The sequence below is a fragment of the Nonomuraea fuscirosea genome, assembly GCF_003001935.1.
GTDB lineage: Bacteria > Actinomycetota > Actinomycetes > Streptosporangiales > Streptosporangiaceae > Nonomuraea > Nonomuraea fuscirosea.
Genome location: NZ_PVNG01000028.1, coordinates 47143 through 64650 on the forward strand (window position 1 = coordinate 47143; position 17508 = coordinate 64650).

General features: G+C 73.1%; 12 protein-coding genes and 1 pseudogene. 9 read left to right on the top strand and 4 right to left on the bottom strand.

Annotated elements, in window-relative coordinates:
• Positions 1-10: 10 nt before the first annotated feature.
• Positions 11-1279, bottom strand: a complete 1269-nt coding sequence (locus tag B0I32_RS47180; protein ID WP_106250924.1) for a hypothetical protein — start codon at positions 1277-1279, stop codon at positions 11-13.
• Between the two features lie 234 nt (positions 1280-1513).
• Here B0I32_RS47180 and B0I32_RS47185 point away from each other — a divergent pair, with 234 nt between their 5' ends.
• Positions 1514-2863, top strand: coding sequence for an amidase (locus tag B0I32_RS47185; protein WP_106250926.1), 1350 nt, complete (start codon positions 1514-1516; stop codon positions 2861-2863).
• 95 nt (positions 2864-2958) lie between these two features.
• Here B0I32_RS47185 and B0I32_RS47190 read toward each other — a convergent pair whose 3' ends face one another.
• Positions 2959-5091: an ATP-binding protein gene (locus B0I32_RS47190; RefSeq protein WP_106250927.1), complete on the bottom strand. Its 2133-nt coding sequence runs from the start codon at positions 5089-5091 to the stop codon at positions 2959-2961.
• A gap of 166 nt (positions 5092-5257) precedes the next feature.
• Between B0I32_RS47190 and B0I32_RS47195 the strand changes: the two genes are divergently transcribed.
• The 4 genes from B0I32_RS47195 (at position 5258) to B0I32_RS47210 (ending at position 9736) form a co-directional block, all read left to right on the top strand.
• A complete protein-coding gene (locus tag B0I32_RS47195; RefSeq protein ID WP_106250929.1) occupies positions 5258-6337 on the top strand; it encodes an NAD(P)H-dependent amine dehydrogenase family protein in 1080 nt (359 codons plus the stop codon).
• A complete protein-coding gene (locus B0I32_RS47200) occupies positions 6334-6852 on the top strand; it encodes a carboxymuconolactone decarboxylase family protein (RefSeq protein WP_106250930.1) in 519 nt (172 codons plus the stop codon). The genes B0I32_RS47195 and B0I32_RS47200 overlap by 4 nt, the downstream gene beginning before the upstream one ends.
• Positions 6849-8444, top strand: a complete 1596-nt coding sequence (locus B0I32_RS47205) for a GMC oxidoreductase (RefSeq protein ID WP_181308558.1) — start codon at positions 6849-6851, stop codon at positions 8442-8444. The genes B0I32_RS47200 and B0I32_RS47205 overlap by 4 nt, the downstream gene beginning before the upstream one ends.
• Before the next feature lie 197 nt (positions 8445-8641).
• Entirely contained in the window at positions 8642-9736 is a 1095-nt protein-coding gene (locus B0I32_RS47210) for a glycerophosphodiester phosphodiesterase (protein WP_245956581.1), read from the top strand.
• An 11-nt stretch (positions 9737-9747) separates the two neighbouring features.
• On the opposite strand, the gene B0I32_RS47215 is transcribed toward B0I32_RS47210, so the two are convergent.
• Positions 9748-10566, bottom strand: coding sequence for a DUF1206 domain-containing protein (locus tag B0I32_RS47215; protein WP_245956583.1), 819 nt, complete (start codon positions 10564-10566; stop codon positions 9748-9750).
• A gap of 126 nt (positions 10567-10692) precedes the next feature.
• Between B0I32_RS47215 and B0I32_RS47220 the strand changes: the two genes are divergently transcribed.
• The 3 genes from B0I32_RS47220 to B0I32_RS47230 all read left to right on the top strand — a co-directional run bounded on the left by B0I32_RS47220 (position 10693) and on the right by B0I32_RS47230 (position 15027).
• Complete coding sequence (locus B0I32_RS47220; protein WP_106250932.1) at positions 10693-12108, top strand: tetratricopeptide repeat protein; 1416 nt, start codon at positions 10693-10695, stop codon at positions 12106-12108.
• 55 nt (positions 12109-12163) lie between these two features.
• Positions 12164-12991, top strand: coding sequence for a PIG-L family deacetylase (locus B0I32_RS47225; RefSeq protein WP_106250934.1), 828 nt, complete (start codon positions 12164-12166; stop codon positions 12989-12991).
• A gap of 359 nt (positions 12992-13350) precedes the next feature.
• Positions 13351-15027, top strand: coding sequence for a PQQ-dependent sugar dehydrogenase (locus B0I32_RS47230; RefSeq protein WP_106250935.1), 1677 nt, complete (start codon positions 13351-13353; stop codon positions 15025-15027).
• 57 nt (positions 15028-15084) lie between these two features.
• On the opposite strand, the gene B0I32_RS47235 is transcribed toward B0I32_RS47230, so the two are convergent.
• Positions 15085-16119 (bottom strand): LacI family DNA-binding transcriptional regulator, encoded by a 1035-nt coding sequence (locus B0I32_RS47235; RefSeq protein ID WP_219912369.1) that lies wholly within the window; start codon positions 16117-16119, stop codon positions 15085-15087.
• A 173-nt stretch (positions 16120-16292) separates the two neighbouring features.
• Here B0I32_RS47235 and B0I32_RS47240 point away from each other — a divergent pair.
• Positions 16293-17506, top strand: a pseudogene (locus tag B0I32_RS47240) (RNA-guided endonuclease InsQ/TnpB family protein).
• The last annotated feature ends 2 nt before the right edge of the window (positions 17507-17508 follow it).

The following is a 17508-nucleotide window of genomic DNA, read 5'->3' on the forward strand; positions in this document are numbered from 1 at the left end:
GCGCCGGGTCTCAGCGGGCCGCCCTGGCCCGGCGTCGCAACGCCGGGAGCCAGGGCGCGGCGCCGAGCACGGCGAGCAGCGCCAGCAGGGGCAGCCGCCACCACCACGGGACGCTCGCCGGCGGCGGCTCCAGGGGTCCCGTGGCCGTCCACGGCCGGGCGGTCTTCGACCAGGCGAGGAACGCGTCGCCGATCGGCATCAGCCCGAAGGCGTACCGCTTGGTCCACGGGGTGCCGACGGGCAGGCCGGCCAGCTCGCCATAGCGGGCCAGCGCCCCGGCCAGGGCGGCGTCGCCGTGGACCTGGGCGGCGCCCAGGGTGACCGCCGTGGCCGACAGGCTCACGCCCAGCGGCAGCGGCCCGGAGTCGACGTCGCCGGGGCCGTCCATGCCCGAGGGGTACTCCCGCACGGCCGGGCCGAGGCCGAGCGGGGTGACGACGTAGCGGTCGCGGAAGCGCAGGTACTGCCCGGCGGCGAAGCCGGGGTCGATGTCGGGCAGGAAGCGCTGGATCATGCTCTGCGAGCTGCCCCTGGCCACCTCCTCCGGCTCGCCGGTGCCGGGCGCGGCGCGGTGCGGCAGCAGCCCGGTGCTCGGGTCCAGCCGCTCCCGCACCAGCTCCAGCCAGCGCGCGACGGTCGCGGCGTGGCGGGGCGGCTCCAGGGTGTCGTGCAGGCGCAGCGAGGCCATCGCCACGGTGGAGTCCACCGGCCAGGCCTGGCCGGGGTAGGCCTCCAGGTACGGCGACGGGGAGGCGTCGAACGCCTCGGCCAGCGCGGCCGAGTCCGCGGCGAAGCGGCGCGACTCCCCCGCGTCCCGCCGCCCGGCCGGCTGGAGGCTCAGCACGCCGCCGCGCAGCCAGTTGCACCAGCCCCGGTAGAAGACGCCGTACTCGGGGACGAGGTCGGCGCTGAACGGGGCGCGGCCCGGCGGGGTGTCCAGGCGTTCCAGCGCCCACCGCGCCTCCCGCAGCGCCTCGGCCCTGGTCTCGCCCGGGACGCGCAGGCCCAGCTCGACCCAGGTCAGGCCGTACAGGACGTGCAGGAAGAAGTAGCCCTCGGGGAACAGCGCCTGCGCGTCCCCGGCGGCGCCGGCGTCCAGGGCGCCGCGCAGGAACGCGAGCTGCCGCCGCACCCCCGGCGGCTCGCCCGCGGGGCCGCCCGGCGTGGCGGGGGCGATCAGGCGCACGGCGCCGACGACCGCGCAGAAGCTGATCAGGACGGCGGCGATCCGGCGCGACCAGCGCAGCGCACGGCGGAGGAGGGAGGGCACCTCGGGCATCCGCCGATGCTAGCGCTCCCCCGGCCCCCGCCCCGTCTCCGTCGGCGCGGGGGCCGGAGTGATGTGCGGACCGGCCACCCTGCCCGTCTCCGTCGGTGCCCGGTCCGGGTGAGATGCGGACCGGCGGTCCGGATCGGATCCGTCGGTGCGAGGGCCGGAGTGATGTGGTGCGGACCGGCGGTCCAGAGGGGAGCCGTTGGTGCGGGGACCGGGGTGATGTGTAGAAAAGGGTCCATGCCGATTCCCCAGGGACCCTTCACCGGCCGTACCGTCACCGACCTCGCCCGGGAGCTGCGCGACCGGAAGACCACCTCCGTCGATCTGGTCGAGCAGGCGCTCGGCGCCGTCGCCGTGCTCGATCCGGCGCTGAACGCGTTCGTCACCGTGGACGCCGGCGGGGCGCTCGAGGCCGCGCGCCGGGCCGACGAGGAGCTGTCAGGGGGCGCCGACCGGGGGCCGCTGCACGGGCTGCCGGTCGCGGTGAAGGACATGATCATGGTGGCGGGGGTGCCGGCGACCATGGGTTCGCGGCACTTCGCCGGATACGTCCCGGACGCCGACGCGGCCTGCGTGACGGCGCTGCGGGAGGCGGGCGCGGTCGTCGTGGGCAAGACCACCACGCACGAGTTCGCGTACGGGCCGACCGGCGACCGCTCCGCCACCGGCCCCTCGCGCAACCCGTGGGACCCGGAACGCATGTCGGGCGGCTCCAGCGGCGGCAGCGGGGCGGCCGTCGCGGCGGGCATGGTGCCGCTGGCGCTCGGCACGGACACGGGCGGCTCCGTCCGCATCCCGGCGGCCGTGTGCGGGATCGCCGGGTTCAAGCCGGCGTACGACGCGATCCCGGCGGACGGCGTGTTCCCGCTCTCGACGACGCTCGACCACGTGGGCGTGCTCGCGGGCACCCCCGACGACTGCCTGATCGCCTACCGCCACCTGGCCGGGGACGGCGGCGGGCCGGGCAGGGAGGGAACGGAGCCCGTGCGGGTGGCGTGGCTCGATCCCGGTGCCGTCTTCGACGGCGATCCCCGGGTGACGCGGACCGTACGAGCCGCGTCGGGGGCCTCCGCCGAGGTGCGGCTGTCCGAGGAGGTCGCGGCGGAGCTCAGGGAGACGTACCTGGCCATCCAGAGCTGCGAGACCGCCGCCGTGCACGCCGAGCGGCTGGAGCGGGCGCCCGAGCTGTTCGACGCCGAGGTGCTCGAACGCCTGCGCGCCGCCGCCGAGCTGCCCGGCTGGCGCTACGTCCGCGCGTTGGAGGCCAGGCGGCGGCTGGCCGGCACGGTGGGGGCGCTGTTCGAGCGGCACGACGTGCTCGCGCTGCCGGCCGTGCCGATCGTCGCGCCGCCCGTCGGCGCGCGCGAGATGGAGGTGGACGGGCGCTCCGTCGCGGTGCGGCCGGCGCTGCTCGCGCTGACCAGCCCCTGGAACGTGCTCGGCTTCCCGGCGCTGACCGTCCCTGCGGGGACGGTGGACGGCCTGCCGGTCGGCCTGCAGTTCGTCTGCCGTCGGGGCGACGAGCCGCTGCTCTTCGAGGCGGCGGCCCGCGCCGACGCGGCGAGGACCGCGCGGACAGCAGACTGACGGACGGCGGGCTGACGGACGGCGGGCTGACGGTCAGGCAGACGGCCGGACGGCCGGACGGCCGCCGGCACCGGTCGGCCCCCTGAGGACCGCGGTCAGTGCTCCTGGGCCGGGCGGGACGGGGGCGAGGAGGACGGGTCGAGCGGGCCGGGGTCGAGGGCGCTGAAGATCCCGGACTCCAGCCCGGTCCCGTAGCCGGTCAGGAACGCGTCGCGGTATTCCTGGTCGCCGATCGCCGCCCGCGCCTGCCGTTCGCACTTCTCGCGGGCGCTGACCCACTCGTGGATGCCGAGCTGCGCCCGCCCGATGGTGTCCCACACGTGCTGGGCCAGCCCCAGCCGGCGGGCGGCGGACGCGCCCTGCCCCGACGCGGCGGCGGCGCAGGCCAGCACGTCGAGGGCGAGCGCGATGCCGACGCTGTCGTGCAGCCGATACTTGACCTCCAGCGCCGCCCGCGCGTGCGTCTGCGCTTCCTCGAAGCGGCCCAGCGTGAGCTCGGCCTGGGCGCGGAAGAGGTCGGCGTAGGCGCGCATCCACCGTTCGCCGCGCTTGTCGCACTCGGCGCACATCTCCTCCAGCACCTTGACCGCCTCCTCGACGCGGCCCTCGGCGGTGTGCACGTGGCACTGGCCGAGGCGGGCCAGGAGGCTGGGCAGGCTCAGCCCGTGCTCGGGCCGGTGCACGGCCAGCAGGCTGTCGGCCAGGGCCAGCGCGAGCGCCAGGTCTCCTCTGATCGTGGCCGCCGCCATGACCATGGCCTGCGCGGCCAGCGCCGCCTCGGTGTCGCCGAGCCGCTCGGCCGCGCCCGCGCACTCGGCGGCCCAGGCCATGCCGGCGGTGGCGTCGCCCTGCACGACGAGGGTCAGGCTGCACACCCACAGGGCGCGGTTGCGCACCGCGCTGGGCTCGGTGTCGAGGCGCAGGGCACGTTCCAGGTAGTGCTGGCCCTCGCGCAGGAAGCCGCAGGGGTACCAGAAGAACCAGAGCGCGGCGGCGAACTCGAGCGCGCTGTGGTCGTCCGGGGTGCTGAGACTGTGGTCGAGGGCGGTGCGCAGGTTGTCGTGCTCGACGGTGGTGCGGTCGTTCCAGTCGATCTGCTCGGGCCCCAGCCAGGAGGCGTCGCCGCGGCGGGCCAGGTCGAGATAGAAGTCGCGGTGGCGGCGGCGCAGCTCGTCCTGCTCGCCGAGGGCGCGCAGCCAGATGGCGCCGTACTCGCGGATGGTGTCCAGCATCCGGTAGCGTTCGCCGCCGCCGGTCGGCGCCCAGATGAGGATCGACTTGTCGGCCAGCCCGGCCAGCAGGCCGACGATGTCGGCGGCGGGCAGCAGCTCGTCGGCGCAGACGTCCATGGCGGCCTGGTCGTCGAAGCTGCCCGCGAACACCGAGGTCCGCGCCCACAGCAGCCGCTCCTCGGGGGTGCACAGCTGGTGACTCCAGCCGATCGCGGTGCGCAGCGCCTGATGCCAGGGCGGGTCGGCGTCGAGCACCTCGTCCTCGGTGTCGCCGAGCAGCTCGAACCGGTCGTCCAGCCGCGCGGCCAGCTCGGCCGGGGCCAGCTCGCGCAGCCGGGCCGCGGCCAGCTCGATCGCCAGGGGCAGCCCTTCGAGCCGCCGGCACAGGCGGGCCAGCTCGGTCCGGTCGCCGTCGCCGACGGCGAAGCCGGGCACGGTGGCCGCGGCGCGCTCGGTGAGCAGCCGGACCGCCTCCTGCGGGCCTTCGCCGTCGTCGTCGGGGACGGGCAGCGGGTCGATGATGAGCACCTGCTCGTCCGGCACGCCCAGCGGGCGGCGGCTGGTGGCCAGGATCGACAGCCGGGGGGCGGCGACGAGCAGTTCGCGGGCCGTCCTGGCGCAGTCCTCGATGAGGTGCTCGCAGGTGTCCAGCACGAGCAGCAGGTGCCGGTCGCCGAGGTATTCGGTCAGCACCTCCAGCATCGGCCGGGTGGTCTGGTCGGCCAGGGGCAGCGACTCGGCGATCGAGTACGGCACCAGCGCCCCCTGGTCCAGCGCCGAGAGCGGCACGAGCCAGGCCCCGTCGGCGAACCCGGGCCGCATGAGGGCGGCGGCGCGCAGCGCGAGCCGGCTCTTGCCAACCCCGCCCACCCCGGTCAGCGTCACCATGCGGAACTCGCGGCATAACCGGCGGATGCGGGCCAGCTCTCCGCGGCGGCCCACCAGGCTGGTCGTCTCCGGCGGCAGATTCCCGCTGTGCCGCCCACCCATCGTCATGGCCCTCACCTGTCCGGCTCGCCCACCTTGCCGCCTCGGTGAACAGCAGCTTGCCGGACGCGGCCTGGATCCGCCACGAAAAGTGAGAAAGTGACTACGCGTCAGGGCCGTAGTGAAGGCAGGGAAACCTCTAGGCAACAAACCAAGCGCTTGCTACGCTCCGCCCATGGTGTCCACGATCGTCTGGGGTACCGGCAACATCGGCCGCGCCGCCATCCGCGCCGTCGAAGCCCATCCGGCGCTCGAACTGACCGCCGTCCTCGTCCACGACCCGGCCAAGCTCGGCCGCGACGCCGGCGACCTGGCCGGCCTCGGCCGCCACCTCGGCGTTTCGGCCACCGGCGATCCCGAGGCGGTGCTGGCGACCGGCCCCAGGGCCGTCGTGTACGCCGCCTCGGGCGACATCCGCCCGGCCGAGGCCCTGGCCGACATCGTCACGGCCGTGCGCGCCGGCGCCGTGGTCGTGACGCCCTCCCTGTACGCCCTCTACGACCACCGCAGCGCCCCGCCCGACATGCGCGAGCCCGTGCTGGCCGCCGTCAAGGAGGGCGGCGGCTCGCTGTTCGTCTCCGGCGTCGACCCCGGCTGGGGCAACGACGTGCTGCCGCTGCTGGTCAGCGGGCTGGCGACCACCGTGGACGCCGTACGCTGCCAGGAGATCTTCGACTACTCCACCTACGACCAGCCCGACGCGGTCCGCTACCTGGTCGGCATGGGCCAGCCGATGGACTACGAACCGCCGATGATCGCGCCGACCGTGCCGTCCATGGTGTGGGGCGGCCAGATCCGGCTCATGGCCAGAGCCCTGGACGTCGAGCTGGACGAGATCCGCGAGAGCGTTCATCGCCGCGAGCTCGACGCCACCGTGACCACCGCCTCGATGGGCGCGTTCGAGGCGGGCACCCAGGGCGCGGTGCGGTTCGAGGTGCAGGGCGTCGTGGACGGGGAGGCGCTGATCGTGATCGAGCACGTCACCCGCATCCACCCGTCCTGCGCGCCCGACTGGCCGCTCCCGCCGGACGGCGTGGGCGCGCACCGGGTGATCATCGAGGGCCGGCCGCGCATCGAGGTCACCGTCGAGGCCGCGGACGAGGACGGCAACCGCTCGGCGGGCGGCAACGCGACCGCCGTCGGCCGGCTGGTCGGCGCCATCGACTGGCTGGACCAGGCCCCGCCAGGACTGTACGACGCACTCGACGTGCCCCTGCGTCCCGCCACCGGCAAGCTCGGAAGGAGACGGTCATGAAGATCGACATACCGGAGGGCAAGGACGCCATCGCGTACGTGTGGGGCGAGATGGTGCCCGGGATCGGCCCGGCCGCCTCGCGCTTCTCCCTGTCGGTCTACACCCACACGACCCTCGGCCTGCGCGAGTTCGAGGCGGCCAGGCTGCGCGTCGCGCAGATCAACGGCTGCGCGTTCTGCCTGGACTGGCGGACGGAACGCGACGGCGTCAAGGTCGAGGAGAGCTTCGCCGACGCCGTGACGCACTGGCGCACGACCGGCGACTTCGACGAGCGCACCCGGCTGGCCGCCGAGTACGCCGAGCGGTACACCCTGGACCCCCACAACCTCGACGAGGAGTTCTGGGACCGGATGACCGCGCACTACAGCCAGCTGGAGATCGTGGAGCTGAGCATGAGCATCGGCTCGTGGCTGGCGTTCGGCCGGCTCAACCACGTCCTGGGCCTGGACACCGTGTGCCAGTTGCCCAGCGGCGCTTCGCCCGTACCCGAGCCGAGAGTGAGGCCGGCCAGATGAGTCAGAACGAGCTCTCCCGCCGCGGTTTCATCGCCGGGACCGGCACCCTGCTGGGCGCCGCCGCCCTCGGGGTGCACGCCCCCGCCGCCCGCGCCATCGCCTCGGGCGCGCAGGTCCCCGCCCTGGTCATCGGCACCGGGTACGGCGGCGCCGTCGCCGCCCTGCGCCTGGCCCAGGCGGGCGTGGACGTCCACATGATCGAGATGGGCATGGCCTGGGACACCCCCGGCACCGACGGCAAGATCTTCTGCAACACGCGCGAGCCCGACTACCGCTCCTACTGGCTGCGCACGAGGACCAAGGCCCCGCTCAACTACTTCCTCGGCTTCCCCATCGACCGTGACATCCCCCGCCACACCGGGGTCCTGGACGCGGAGGAGTTCGGCGGCATCACCGTCTACCAGGGCCGCGGCGTCGGCGGCGGCTCGCTGGTGAACGGCGGCATGGCGGTCACCCCGAAACGGGCGAACTTCGCCTCCGTGCTGCCGTCGGTGAACGCGAACGAGATGTACGACGTCTACTACCCGCGCGCCAACGCCGGCCTCGGCGTCGGCACCATCGACCCGGCCTGGTTCGACAGCACGGCCTACTACCAGTACGGCCGCGTCGGCCGTAAGCACGCCCAGCGCTCGAACTTCCCGTTCGTGTTCGTGCCCGACGTGTACGACTGGGACTACATGAAGGCGGAGGAGGCCGGCACCGTCCCGAAGTCCGCCCTGGCCGGCGAGATCCTCTACGGCAACAACCACGGCAAGAAGTCGCTGCAGAAGACCTACCTCGCCCAGGCCAAGGCCACGGGCCGGGTCACCGTCTCGCCGCTGCACCGGGTCACCTCGGTCGCGCCGGCGTCGGGCGGCCGGTACACGGTGACCATGGAGCAGCTCGACACCTCCGGGAACACGATCGCCACCAAGACCGTCACCGCCGACCGGGTGTTCTTCGCCGCCGGCAGCGTCGGCACCAGCAAGCTGCTGGTCAAGCTCAAGGCCACCGGTGTGCTGCCCAACCTCAGCGGGGAGGTCAGCAAGGGCTGGGGCGACAACGGCAACGTCATGTGCGGCCGGGCCAACCACTTATGGGACCCGACGGGCTCGCTCCAGTCGGCCATCCCGTGCTGCGGCATCGACAACTGGGCCGCGGGGGGCGCGTTCGCCGAGGTGGCGCCGCTGCCGACCGGCATCGAGACGTGGGCCTCGTTCTATCTGTCCATCACCAACAACCCGCATCGCGCGCAGTTCTCCTGGAACGCGAGCGCGAACAAGGTGGAGCTGAACTGGCAGACGGCGTGGAAACAGCCGTCGATCGACATGGCCAAGACGATCTTCGACCGGATCAACGCCAAGGAGGGGACGATCTACCGGACCGACCTGTTCGGCGTCTACAAGATCTGGGGCGACCACCTGACCTACCATCCGCTCGGCGGCGCGGTGCTGAACCGGGCGACCGACAACTACGGGCGGCTGACGGCGTACCCGGGGCTGTACGTCATCGACGGGGCGCTGATCCCCGGCAACACCACCGTCAACCCGTTCGTCACGATCACGGCGCTGGCCGAACGCAACATCGAGCACATCATCGCCACCGACCTCTGACCCGCCCGATCGACCAACCCGATCGACCAACCCGAGCGGCCCTCCGGGGCCGCTCCCCCGGCCGGCGGAGGTGACGGCCCCGCCGCGGGCGACGGCGTCCGCTCCCCCGGCCGGACGTGACGCCCTCGCCGCGGGCGACCGCGTCCGTTACCCCGGCCGTGACCCGCCGTCCACCTGGCGGGGCTACCGTGCGCGTCATGACGATGCGCAGGTTGCTCGCGAGCGTGCTGGCCGGGGTCCTGGCCGGCGGTAGCGTCGCGGTCGTGCTGACCCAGACCTCTCCCGCCACGGCCGAGCGCCGCGGCCACGCCCCGCTCGTGATCGGCCACCGGGGCGCCAGCGCCCACCGGCCCGAGCACACGCTCCTGTCGTACGAGGCGGCCATCGCGATGGGCGCCGACTACATCGAGCCCGACCTCGTCTCCACCAAGGACCACGTGCTGGTGGCCCGGCACGAGAACGAGATCTCCGGCACGACCGACGTGGCCGCCAGGCCCGAGTTCGCCGGACTGCGCACCACCAAGACCGTGGACGGGCGGCCGGTCACCGGCTGGTTCACCGAGGACTTCACGCTGGCCGAGCTGAAGACGCTGCGGGCCAAGGAGCGCGTGCCCGACCTGCGGCCGGACAACACGGCGTTCGACGGGCTGGCGCAGATCCCGACGTTCGAGGAGGTCGTGCGGCTGGCCGTCGCGCACGGCGTCGGCGTCTACCCCGAGACCAAGCATCCGACCTACTTCGACTCCATCGGCCTGTCGCTGGAGGAGCCGCTGCTCGACGTGCTGGGCCGGCACCGGGTGCGGAAGGCGTACATCCAGTCGTTCGAGACCGCCAACCTGCGTGAGCTGAGCGGCCGGACGCGGCTGCCGCTGATCCAGCTCATCAGCGCCGGCGGGGCGCCCTACGACTGGGTGGCCGCCGGCGGCACGCGGACCTACGACGACATGGTCACGCCCGAGGGGCTGCGTGAGGTGGCCCGCTACGCCGACGGGATCGGCGTGGACACGCGGCGGGTCGTCCCCGTGGACGCGGCCGGCCGGACGCTGGAGCCCACGACACTGGTCGCGGACGCGCACCGCGCGCGGCTCGACGTGCACGTCTGGACGGTGCGTAACGAGAACTCCCAGCTTCCCGCCGACCACCGGCTCGGCGATCCGGCCAGCCCGGCCTATCCGCGGGCCACCGGGGACGTCATGGGGTGGCTGTCGCGGCTGGTCGAGCTGGGGATCGACGGCGCCTTCTGCGACGACCCGGCCATGGGCCGCGCGGTGGTGGCCCGGCACTCGGCCTGAGCGGTCGCTGATCAGGTGCGGCGCCAGCGGGACTCGCCGAAGCAGTAGCCGGCGAACAGCAGCAGCCCGAGCGCCACCACGACCAGCAGCCACGGCCCGACCGGCGTCTCGGCGAACTCGCGCAGCGTCGCGTCGATGCCGCCCGCCTTGTCCGGGTCGTACGTGAGCGCCGCCTGGACGACGAGGACGCCGGCCAGCCCGGCGATCACGCCCCTGGCCACGTAGCCGCCGACGCCGAGCCGTTCCATGATCGTCCTGGCACGCGGCGACATGCGGCCGAGCTCCAGCTCCTCCTTGAAGCCCTTCGTCACGCCCCGGTGGATCCAGTAGACGCCCAGCGCGATCAGGCCGAGCCCGACCGCGCCCACGATGATCTGCCCGCCGGGCAGCTCCAGCAGCTTGGCCGTCAGGTCCTGCGACTTCTGGTCGTCGGACTTCGCCTTGTGCGTGGTCAGCACGCTGATCAGGGTGAAGACGAGCAGCCCGTACACCACGACCCGGGCGACCGCCTCACCCTTCTCGAGTGCCTTGCCGGAGCCGAACAGCGCCTCCGACGCCTGCCAGAGCGCCAGCGCGACGAATCCGGCCGTCATCACCCACAGGATGACGGCCCCGAACGGCAGCCCGGCCAGCGTGGTGATCGCACCCGCCTTGTCGGCCTGCTGCGAGCCGTCGCCGGTGGCGATCTGCAGGGCCACCACGCCGATCAACGCGTACAGCACGCCGCGGCAGGCCAGGCCCACCCGGGTCAGCACGGCCATGGGCCGGCTGGAGGTCGCGCGCCGCGTGGCGGCCTTCGCCTCGCGACCCGCCTGTTCCGCTGTGTTCACGCTTCCTCCCAAGAGAACGCTCATTCGTTGCCGGTCCCGAGTGCCCTGGAACGGGGCGTCTAGGCGTGGCACACCTGTTTCCGCAGGTCTTCCCGCTGGTCACGGCGGCCCGGTTACAGTGGGGCGGTGAGCTGCGATCAGCACGGCCTGGCCATGACGGGTGCGGGCGCCGCGGCGGTGCGGCACTACGACCGGGCGATCGACGAGTTGCTGCGGTTCCGGGCCGAGGTGGACGCCGAGTCGGGGGCCGCGCTGGCCGAGTCTCCCGACTTCCCGATGGGCAACGTGCTGGCGGCCTACCTCGGGCTGCTGACCACCGAGGTCGAGGACGCGCGCACGGCCCGGGTCCGGTTCGAGGCGTTCCTGCGCAGGATCGACGCCACCTCGCTGCTGCCGCGTGAGCGCGCGCACGTGGCGGCCGTGCGGGTGCTGTTCGGCGGCGACTACCTGACCTGCGGCGAGCTGCTGGCCGGCATCGCGGCCGAGCATCCGCGCGACGCGCTGGCGCTGGCCGCCGGCCACCAGATCGACTTCTTCACCGGCGACGCCCGCATGCTGCGCGACCGGATCGGCGGCGCGCTGAACGCCTGGCACGAGGACGATCGTCACTTCGGTCACCTGCTCGGCATGTACGCCTTCGGTCTGGAGGAGGCGGGCCACTACGACCGGTCCGAGGAGGTCGGCCTGCGGGCGGTGGAGCTCGACCCGCGCGACGTGTGGGGCATCCACGCGGTGGTGCACACCTACGAGATGCAGGGGCGCTTCGGCGAGGGCCTGCGCTACCTCGACGCCCGGATGGGCGACTGGTCCACCGGGACGTTCTTCAACGTGCACAGCTGGTGGCACTACTGCCTGTACGCGCTGGAGAGTGGCGACGAGCGGCGGGTGCTGGCGATCTACGACGCGGTGCTCGCCGACGGGCAGTCCTGCATGGAGCTGCTCGACGCCGCCGCGCTGCTGTGGCGGCTGCACCTGGAGGGCTCAGAGCAGCCGGAACGCTGGCGGGTCCTGGCCGAGGCGTGGCCGCCGCGGATGGGCGAGCCGTTCTACGCCTTCAACGACATGCACGCGGTGATGTCGTACGTGGGGGCGGGGCGGATCACGGAGGCCGAGCGGCTGATCACGGGGCGGGAGGCGTACGTGGCGCGGCCGCGTCCCGGCGTCACCAACCACGCCATGACGCTGCGGGTCGGGCTGCCGGTGTGCCGGGCGATCGTGGCGTTCGGGCGGGGCGACTACGAGGCGGTGGTGGAGCTGCTGCATCCGATCAGGCACCGGGTCGGCGAGTTCGGCGGCAGCCACGCGCAGCGCGACGCCGTGCAGCGCACGCTGCTGGAGGCGGCCCTGCGGGCGGGGCGGCGCGACGTGGCCAGGGTGCTGGTGAGCGAGCGGATCAGCGTGCGGCCGTGCAGCCCGTACAACTGGCTCAAGCAGGCCTCGCTGGCCGACGCGATCGGCGACGGCGCGGCGGCGGCCGTGGCGCGCACGCGGGCACGGGAGCTCGCGGCGGGCGGGGGCCGGATCGCCGGCTCCCCCGGATAGCGATCCCACCGGCGGGGCGCTCGCTTGTCGGACCCGGCGAGTAGTGTTTCCGGACATGAACCGGCAACTCACCCTGATGGTCGTGCACGCCCACCCCGACGACGAATGCCTGACCACGGGCGGCATCCTGGCCCGCTACGCCGAAGAGGGCGTGCGCACCGTGCTGGTCACCTGCACCAACGGTGAGCAGGGCGACGACCGGAACGGCGTCAAGCCGGGCGAGCCCGGTCACGACGACGCGGCGGTGGCCGCGAAGCGGCTGGAGGAGCTGCGCGAGTCCGTGGGCCACCTGGCCGTCGAGCACCTGGAGCTGCTCGGCTACCGCGACTCGGGCATGGAGGGCTGGGAGGCCAACGGCCATCCCGACGCCTTCGCCAACGTCCCGGTGGAGAGCGCCGCGGCCCGGCTGGCCGCGCTGATGGAGCACTACCGGCCCCAGGTCGTGGTCACCTACGACGAGACCGGCGGGGGCGGCTACGGTCACCCCGACCACGTGCAGACCCATCGCGTCACGGTGGCCGCCGTCGAGCGCAGCGGCATCCCCGACAAGTTCTACTACACCGCCATCCCCAGGTCGTCGATCATGCGCATGTTCGAGCTGATGAAGGAGAGCGGCGTCGACGTCGGCGACTTCGATCCCTCCGGCGACTTCGGCACCCCCGACGAGCGCGTGACGAGCGTCGTCGACGTCGCCCCCTACGTCGAGCGCAAGCTGAAGGCGCTGCAGGCGCACGAGAGCCAGGGCGACAACATCTTCCTGCTGCGCATGGCGGAGGACGTGCGCATGCAGGCGTTCGCGCACGAGGCGTTCGAGCGGGTGCTGAGCAAGGTCGACGCACCCGCCCACGAGGAAGACCTGTTCGCCGGCCTCCGCGACTCCTGACGCCACCGGCGCCCCCGACACGTCCGGCCTGGTCCGGGACCACGCGATCCGGGACCACCCGGCCCGGGACCAGCCGGCCCGGGACCACCCCGTCCGACCGGGACCTGCGACCGCCCGACCGGTGCACGTCACCACCTGGGCGGGTGATCTCAACGGCCCGCGGCATGACCTCGACGGGTTCGGGCCGTGACCTTCGACGGTCTCGGTGGTGAAAGTTTCAGCGGGCCGGTGGTCGCCGCCGACGATCACCGCAGATCGCCCGATGTCTCCGGAGCCGGGCGGCCGGGCGGATTGTGATGCGGTGACCGATGCGCGTACGGTGCTGACATCCGCCCGGTGGCCCGGTCAAGGAGTCCGTCATGCGCGCGAGAGTCGTCCCGGCCCTGATCGTGATGCTGCTCGCGCTGGGCATCCACGTCCCGGCCGCCCACGCCCTGGGCGGCTTCGACTTCTCCAGGGCGGAGGTCTCCGTCACGGGTCTCCAGGTGCCGTGGGCGATGGCGTTCCTGCCCGACGGCAGCGCGCTGGTCTCCGAACGGAACACCGGGCGCGTCATGCGCGTGCGTCCCGGCCAGGCGCCCGCCGCCGTCGCCACGATCAGCGGGGTCAGCGCGTCGGGCGAGAGCGGGCTGCTCGGCCTCGCGGTCTCCCCCGGCTACGCGCAGGACGGCTGGGTGTACGCGTACTTCACCAGCACCAGCGGCGACAACCGGCTGATCAGGTTCCAGCTGAGCGCCCCGCAGACGCAGACGGTGCTCTTCTCCGGGGTGCCGAGCGCGACGATCCACGACGGCGGCCGCATCGCGTTCGGCCCCGACGGCATGCTGTACGCGGGCACCGGCGACGCCGGTAACACCGCCAACGCCCAGAACCTGGCCAGCCCGGCCGGGAAGATCCTGCGCATGACGCCCACCGGCGGTGTCCCCTCGGACAACCCGTTCCCCGGCTCCCGCGTCTGGAGCTACGGCCACCGCAACGTACAGGGCCTGGCCTGGGACGCGCAGGGCCGGATGTACGCCACCGAGTTCGGCCAGAACACCTGGGACGAGATCAACCAGATCGTCGCGGGCGGCAACTACGGCTGGCCTTCCTGCGAGGGCGACTGCGGCAACACGAACTTCCGCCGCCCGATCGTCACCTGGCCGACCGCGCAGTCCTCGCCGAGCGGGCTCGCGTACGCGAACGACACGCTGTTCGCGGCGGCCCTGCGCGGGCAGCGCCTGTGGACGGTGCCGCTGACCGGCGCCGGCACGCCGGGCACGCCACAGGCCGAGTTCACCTCTCAGTACGGCCGGCTGCGCGCGGTCGCGGCCGGGCCCGACGGCTGGCTCTGGGTGGCGACCAGCAACCGCGACGGCCGCGGCACCCCGGTCGCCCAGGACGACCGGATCATCCGCGTCCCGCCGGCCGCCGGCGGCACCGACACCGCCGCGCCCACCGCGCCCGGCGGCCTGGCCGTCACCGGCACGACCGCCACCACGGCCACCCTGACCTGGACCGCCGCCACCGACGACGTGGGCGTGACCGGCTACGACGTGCTGCGCGCCCCCGGCACCTCCGGCGGGGCCTTCACCCAGGTGGGCACCTCGGCGGCCACCACGCACACCGACACGGGGCTGAGCGCCGGCACCGCCTACCGCTACCAGGTCCGCGCCCGCGACGCGGCCGGCAACGTGTCACCGGTCTCCGCCACGGTCACGGTCACCACCACCGGCGGCGGCGGTCCCTCGGGCGGCTGCACGGCGACGGCGTCCGTCCAGTCCCAGTGGGGCACGGGCTACGTCGTCCAGCCGGTCACGGTCACCAACACGGGCACCACCGCGACGACGGGATGGACGGTGACGTTCACGCTGCCCGCGGGCCACACGGTCACCGGCTCGTGGAACGCCGTCCTGACCACCTCCGGCCAGACCGTCACGGCCGGGAACACCACGCACAACGGCGCCCTCACCCCAGGCCAGAGCACCACCTTCGGCCTCCAGGCCACCCGCCCGACCGGCGACACCCGGCTCCCGGCCACCTACACCTGCACCTGACCGCCTCAGCCAACCGACCCTCTTGAATCCCCCGCTGAATCCCCCACGACAGGCGTCTCATCCCGGTCCCGCGCTCACCCCCACGGCGGGCGGAGCGGCCCCGGGGGGCGGAAGCTCGCCGGAGCCGCGGGTGAGCAGGCGGGTGGGGACGACCACGCGGCGGGCGCGGGAGCGGTCGCCGTCCAGCCGGGACAGCACCAGGTCCGCCGCCGCGGCCCCCACCGCCGCCGGGTCCTGGGCGACCACCGTCAGCGGCGGGTCCAGGACCTCGGCCAGCGGCAGGTCGTCGAAGCCGACGAGCGCGACGTCCTTGCGCCCGGCCCGCGCCAGCGCCAGCACCGCCCCCATGGAGGCGAAGTTGTTCCCGGCGAACAGCGCGGTCGGCGGGTCGGCCAGGGCCAGCAGCCGGAGGGTGGCGCGGGCGGCGGCCTCCATGTCGTGCCCGGTGTCCACGAGCGACCGGTCGAACGGCAGGCCGGCCGCCTCCAGGGCGTCGCGGTAACCCTGGAGGCGTTCGCGCCGGGTGTAGAGGGTGGCGGGCACGTCGCCGACGAAGCCGATCCTGCGGTGGCCGTACCCGATCAGATGGGCGACGCCGGCCCTGGAGCCCTCCCGGTTGGCGCTGACCACGCAGTCCGCGGTCAGGCCGGCGGCCGGCCGGTCGAGGAAGACGATCGGCAGCCCGGCCACCCGTTCCGAGCGCAGGTGGCGATGGTCGCCGCCGGCGGCGGGGACGACCATGAGGGCGCTCACCCGGCGGGCCAGGAACGTGGCGATCAGCGACTGCTCCAGCCCGGCCGTCTCGTCGGAGGAGCCGACGATGAGCGTGAGCCCGCGCGCCCGTACGGCGCTCTCGACGCCGCCCGCGACCGTGCCGAAGAACGGGTTGCCCATCTCGGGGATGACCAGGCCGATCGCGGCGTCGCGCGCGCCCACCCGGGTGTTGCGGGCCATCAGGTTGGGCTGGTAGCCGAGCCGCATGACCGCCGCCAGGACGCGCTCACGCGTCTCGACGGCGACCGGGCCCTCGTCGTTGAGCACCCGGGAGACGGTCTTGGCGGTGACTCCGACCTCGCGTGCCACGTCTGTCATCGTCGGACGCCGCATTCGGCTCATCAGAAGCCTCCGAAGAAACCCCCGCCTTGAGGCGGGGGAGGAATCGGACTCCTGCGGAGCAGGGCAGGAACAGGCGATTCGCCGACAGCCGAACCGGCATATCGAACACAAAAGCGAATTTTCCTTGATCGTTCGATAGGATGCCAGGCATGGCGCAGATCGTGAAGCGGGCCTACAAGTACCGCTTCCACCCCACCCCCGAGCAGACCTCGCAGCTTGCCCGGACGTTCGGCTGCGTCCGCTTCGTCTACAACAAAGCCCTCGAAGAGCGCACCCGCGCCTACGCTCTGGAGGGCAAGCGGGTCTCCTATGCGGAGTCGTCGGCGATGCTCACGGCGTGGAAGCACAGCGGCGAGTTCGGCTTCCTGCGCGAGGTGTCGTGTGTGCCCTTGCAGCAGGCGTTGCGCCATCTGCAGGCTGGGTTTGCGAACTTCTTCGCCAAGCGGGCGAAGTACCCGGTCTTCAAGTCCCGTAAGAAGTCGCGGGCGTCGGCGGAATACACCCGCTCTGCCTTCCACTGGCGGGATGGGGAGTTGACGCTGGCAAAGATGGACGCCCCGCTGGCGATCGTGTGGTCGCGTTCGCTGCCGGAAGGCGCGCAGCCGTCCACGGTGACGGTGTCGAAGGACGCTGCGGGGCGCTGGTTCGTGTCGATCCTGGTGGAGGAGACGATCGCCCTGCTCGCTCCAGTGCAGCAGGCGGTGGGCGTGGACGCGGGCATCACCGCGCTGGCCGCCCTGTCCACCGGCGAGAAGATCGTCAACCCCCGGCACGAGCGCCGCGACCGGCGCAAGCTGGCCAAAGCCCAGCGGGCGCTGTCCCGCAAGGAGAAAGGCTCGAACAACCGGGCCGAGGCCCGCCTGAAGGTAGCGAAGGCGTACGCCCGGATCGCCGACCGGAGAAGAGATCATCTGCACAAGGTCACCACACGGCTTGTTCGCGAGAACCAAGTGATCGCCGTGGAAGACCTGACCGTCCGCAGCATGGTTCGCGATCACTCGCTGGCCCGCGCCGTCTCCGACGCGGGCTGGCGGCAGTTGCGGTCGATGCTGGAGTACAAAGCGCGCTGGTACGGGCGCACGCTGGTGGCGGTGGACCGCTGGTTCCCCTCCAGCGAACTGTGCTCCGTGTGCGGCTGCGTGCAAGAGAAGATGCCGCTGAACGTCCGGATGTGGCAGTGTGCCTGCGGCGCGCTCCATGACCGGGATGTGAACGCGGCCCAGAACGTGCTCGCCGCCGGGCTGGCGGAGAACTGAAACGCCTGTGGAGCCGGTGTAAGACCTCAACGAGACCCCTCTCGGGCGGGCGACCGGCGGTGAAGCAGGAAGACCCATGGGCGACCGTGGGACTCTCCCTCCTTTAGCG